Source organism: Pseudomonas sp. yb_2 (assembly GCF_043103905.1).
In the GTDB taxonomy this organism is placed as follows: Bacteria; Pseudomonadota; Gammaproteobacteria; order Pseudomonadales; family Pseudomonadaceae; genus Aquipseudomonas; species Aquipseudomonas alloputida.
Map to the genome: position 1 here is coordinate 1 of NZ_JBICKH010000088.1, position 3,800 is coordinate 3,800.

Annotated in this window: 3 protein-coding genes; 2 read left to right on the plus strand and 1 reads right to left on the minus strand. The window is 59.5% G+C overall.

Features of this window, described 5'->3' with window-relative positions; genetic code table 11:
* Positions 1-24 precede the first annotated feature (24 nt).
* Complete coding sequence (locus ACF8FB_RS25070; protein WP_392512300.1) at positions 25-1,089, minus strand: TerC family protein; 1,065 nt, start codon at positions 1,087-1,089, stop codon at positions 25-27.
* 321 nt (positions 1,090-1,410) lie between these two features.
* On the opposite strand from ACF8FB_RS25070, the gene ahpC reads away from it, so the two are divergent.
* Positions 1,411-1,974: an alkyl hydroperoxide reductase subunit C gene (gene ahpC, locus ACF8FB_RS25075; RefSeq protein ID WP_003250537.1), complete on the plus strand. Its 564-nt coding sequence runs from the start codon at positions 1,411-1,413 to the stop codon at positions 1,972-1,974.
* 124 nt (positions 1,975-2,098) lie between these two features.
* Complete coding sequence (gene ahpF, locus ACF8FB_RS25080) at positions 2,099-3,661, plus strand: alkyl hydroperoxide reductase subunit F (RefSeq protein ID WP_010953390.1); 1,563 nt, start codon at positions 2,099-2,101, stop codon at positions 3,659-3,661.
* Positions 3,662-3,800: the final 139 nt, after the last annotated feature.

The following is a 3,800-nucleotide window of genomic DNA, read 5'->3' on the forward strand; positions in this document are numbered from 1 at the left end:
TCATCATCAAGCAATGATTGCAACTCAGACCCGCAACTGTGGGTCATTCTTCTTTTGTCCCGTTGTTTTCTTATCGTTAGCTGCTTTTTCTATCGTCTTGTCGTCTTTATTCAACGTCTGCCCCCGCGTCTTGATCAACGAAATCACCACCCCACCCAGCAACAACCCGAATGTCACGCCCAACGACAGCAGCGCCGGCACCTTGCCCACCATGCCGTGGTAGAAAATCTTGCAGCCAATGAAGATCAACACCAGCGCCAGGGCGTACTTGAGGTAGACGAACCTGTGCATCAGCGCCGCCAGCGCGAAATACAGCGAGCGTAAGCCGAGGATGGCGAAGATGTTGGAGGTGTAGACGATGAACGGGTCCTGGGTGATGGCGAAGATCGCCGGCACGCTGTCGACGGCAAACACCAGGTCGGCCAGTTCGATCAGTACCAGTGCCAGAAACAGCGGGGTGGCATAACGCAGCGCCTTGCTGTACCCGGCCGGGGTATGGCGTACGAAGAAGTGCGAGCCATGGATCTGGTCGGTAACCCGCATGTGCCGCCGCACGAACTTGAGGATCGGGTTGTTGGCCAGGTCTGGGCGACTGTCTTCCTTCGACAGCGCCATTTTCACCCCGGTAAACAGCAGGAAGGCACCGAAGATGTAAAGCACCCAGGCAAAGTTCTGTACCAGCGCCGCGCCCACGCCGATCATGATGGCCCGCAGGAACACCACGCCCAGGATGCCCCAGAACAGAACGCGGTGCTGGTAGCGGCGGGGGATGGCGAAGTAGCTGAAGATCATCGCCATGACGAACACGTTGTCCATGGACAGCGATTGCTCGACCAAAAAACCGGTGTAGAACTCCAGTGCCGACTGCGCGCCCAACTGGTACCAGACCCCCGCGCCGAACAGTACACCGACACTGAAATAGCCTGAATACAGCAGCAGGCTCTCGCGCATTTCAATTTCCCGGTCGTGGCGGTGCAGCACGCCCAGGTCGAGCACCAGCAAACCGATGACGATGGCCATGAACACCAGCCACAACCAGGCGCTGGTACCGAGGACAGGTGTTGTGAGGAATGATTGCAGAGCTGTCATGAGCCCCTCCTTGAATGTCGACGTTGCAAGGCAACAGTGATCCGACATGGCGGCTTGGCAGCCGTCAGAGGGGCCCGGTATCACATGGGCTTGAGCGTAGACCCGTTTGCCCGTGATACCGAATGGGGAGCTGTTACATTTCTTTGCCAGTGCAGAGTTCAGGTCCGCAATCCTTTGCTCAGCCCGTTCCCTTCTATTAAATAACCCCAGTTATAGCCAAAACCAATCGAAAGCATGAGCTTTGCCAATGAGCCTTCAGCGGGATGATTAGTTAGGATTCTATCCATCAACTGATTCCAACCCCATGAAGGAGCGTCTCTCATGCCAATCATCAACAGCCAGGTCAAACCCTTCAACGCCACCGCCTACCACAAAGGCGAGTTCGTTCAGGTCAGCGAAGCCGATCTGAAAGGCAAGTGGTCTGTCGTGTTCTTCTACCCGGCCGACTTCACCTTCGTTTGCCCGACCGAGCTGGGTGACCTTGCTGACAACTACGCCGAGTTCCAGAAGCTGGGCGTGGAAATCTACGGTGTTTCCACTGACACCCACTTCACTCACAAAGCCTGGCACGACACTTCGGACACCATCGGCAAGATCGAATACCCGCTGATCGGTGACCCGACTCACGTCATTTCGCGCAACTTCGACGTGCTGATCGAAGAAGCCGGCCTGGCCGACCGCGGTACCTTCGTGATCAACCCGGAAGGCCAGATCAAGATTGTCGAGCTGAACGACGGTGGTGTAGGCCGTGATGCTGCTGAGCTGCTGCGTAAGGTCAAGGCTGCCCAGTACGTTGCCGCTCACCCAGGCGAAGTGTGCCCGGCCAAGTGGAAAGAAGGCGAAGCCACTCTGGCGCCGTCGCTGGACCTCGTAGGCAAGATCTAAGGTCATGCCCATAACGCGGGCGGTAAGCAGCCGCCAAAGCTGAAGTACCTACCGCCCCGTCAAACGCCCGGGCGACCTCGCCTGGGCGTTTTTGTATCCGAGTTTTGAAAAAGGAATCGCCCGTATGTTGGACGCCACGCTTAAATCGCAACTGAAAACCTACTTGGAGCGGGTCACCCAGCCGATCGAGATCGTTGCTTCCCTCGACGACGGCGCGAAGTCCCGCGAATTGCACGACCTGCTGGTAGAGATTGCCAGCCTGTCGAACCTCATTACCTTCAGCGCGGACGGTACCGATGCCCGTCGCCCTTCGTTCTCGCTGAACCGCCCGGGTGCCGATATCAGCCTGCGCTTCGCCGGCATCCCCATGGGCCACGAGTTCACATCGTTGGTGCTGGCACTGCTGCAAGTGGGTGGCCACCCGTCAAAGGCCAGTGCCGAAGTGATCGAGCAGATCCAGGCCCTGGAAGGTGAATTCAACTTCGAAACCTACTTCTCGCTGTCGTGCCAGAACTGCCCGGACGTCGTCCAGGCACTGAACCTGATGGCGGTACTCAACCCCAACGTGCGCCATGTTGCCATCGACGGTGCGCTGTTCCAGGACGAAGTGGAATCGCGCAAGATCATGGCGGTACCGAGTATCTACCTCAACGGTGAGGTGTTTGGTCAGGGCCGTATGGGCCTGGAAGAAATCCTTGGCAAGATCGACACCAACGCTGGCGCCCGCCAGGCCGAGAAGATCAACGCCAAGGAAGCCTTTGACGTGCTGGTCGTCGGCGGTGGCCCCGCTGGCGCCGCTGCTGCCATCTACGCTGCCCGCAAGGGCATCCGCACCGGTGTTGCCGCCGAGCGCTTCGGCGGCCAGGTGCTGGACACTCTGGCCATCGAGAACTTCATCTCGGTGCAGGAAACCGAAGGGCCGAAGCTGGCCACGGCGCTGGAAGAGCACGTTAAACAGTACGACGTCGACATCATGAACCTGCAGCGCGGTGAAGCGCTGATTCCTGCTGCCGAGGGTGGTCTGCACGAAGTGCGCCTCGCGGGGGGCGCTTCGCTGAAGGCCAAGACCGTGATCCTGGCCACCGGCGCCCGCTGGCGCGAAATGAACGTGCCGGGTGAGCAGGAGTACCGCGGCCGCGGCGTGGCCTACTGCCCGCACTGTGACGGCCCGCTGTTCAAGGGCAAACGTGTGGCAGTGATTGGCGGCGGCAACTCGGGTGTGGAAGCGGCCATCGACCTGGCTGGTATCGTCGCCCAGGTGACGCTGATCGAGTTCGACAGCCAGTTGCGTGCCGATGCGGTGTTGCAACGCAAGCTGCGCAGCCTGCCGAACGTCAACGTGATCACCAGCGCGCTGACCACCGAGGTGCTGGGCAATGGCGAGAAGGTGACAGGCCTGCGCTACAAGGACCGCTCCACGGATGAACAGCACGAAGTGGCACTGGAAGGCATCTTCGTGCAGATTGGCCTGCTGCCCAACACTGACTGGCTGAAGGGCACCGTCGAGTTGTCGCCGCGTGGCGAAATCATTGTCGACGCCAAGGGCCAGACCAGCATCCCAGGTGTGTTTGCTGCAGGTGACGTGACTACCGTGCCGTACAAGCAGATCGTCATTGCGGTGGGTGAGGGGGCCAAGGCATCGCTGGCGGCCTTTGACCACCTGATTCGGACTTCGGCACCGGCGTAAGCCTGTACCGGCCCTTTCGCGGCTAAAGCCGCCCTCACAGGACTGCGCAGTTGTTGAAACTGTGAAGATCCCCGTAGGAGATCACCCAGCCCTTCCGGGCTGCGCTGTCGCGCAGCAAACATGAGGTGTACGGCTTCAG

Bases quoted from the DNA above. Each gene is read 5' to 3' on its own strand.
- ACF8FB_RS25070 (WP_392512300.1), bottom strand. From the start codon at position 1,089: ATGACAGCTCTGCAATCATTCCTCACAACACCTGTCCTCGGTACCAGC.
- ahpC (WP_003250537.1), top strand. From the start codon at position 1,411: ATGCCAATCATCAACAGCCAGGTCAAACCCTTCAACGCCACCGCCTAC.
- ahpF (WP_010953390.1), top strand. From the start codon at position 2,099: ATGTTGGACGCCACGCTTAAATCGCAACTGAAAACCTACTTGGAGCGG.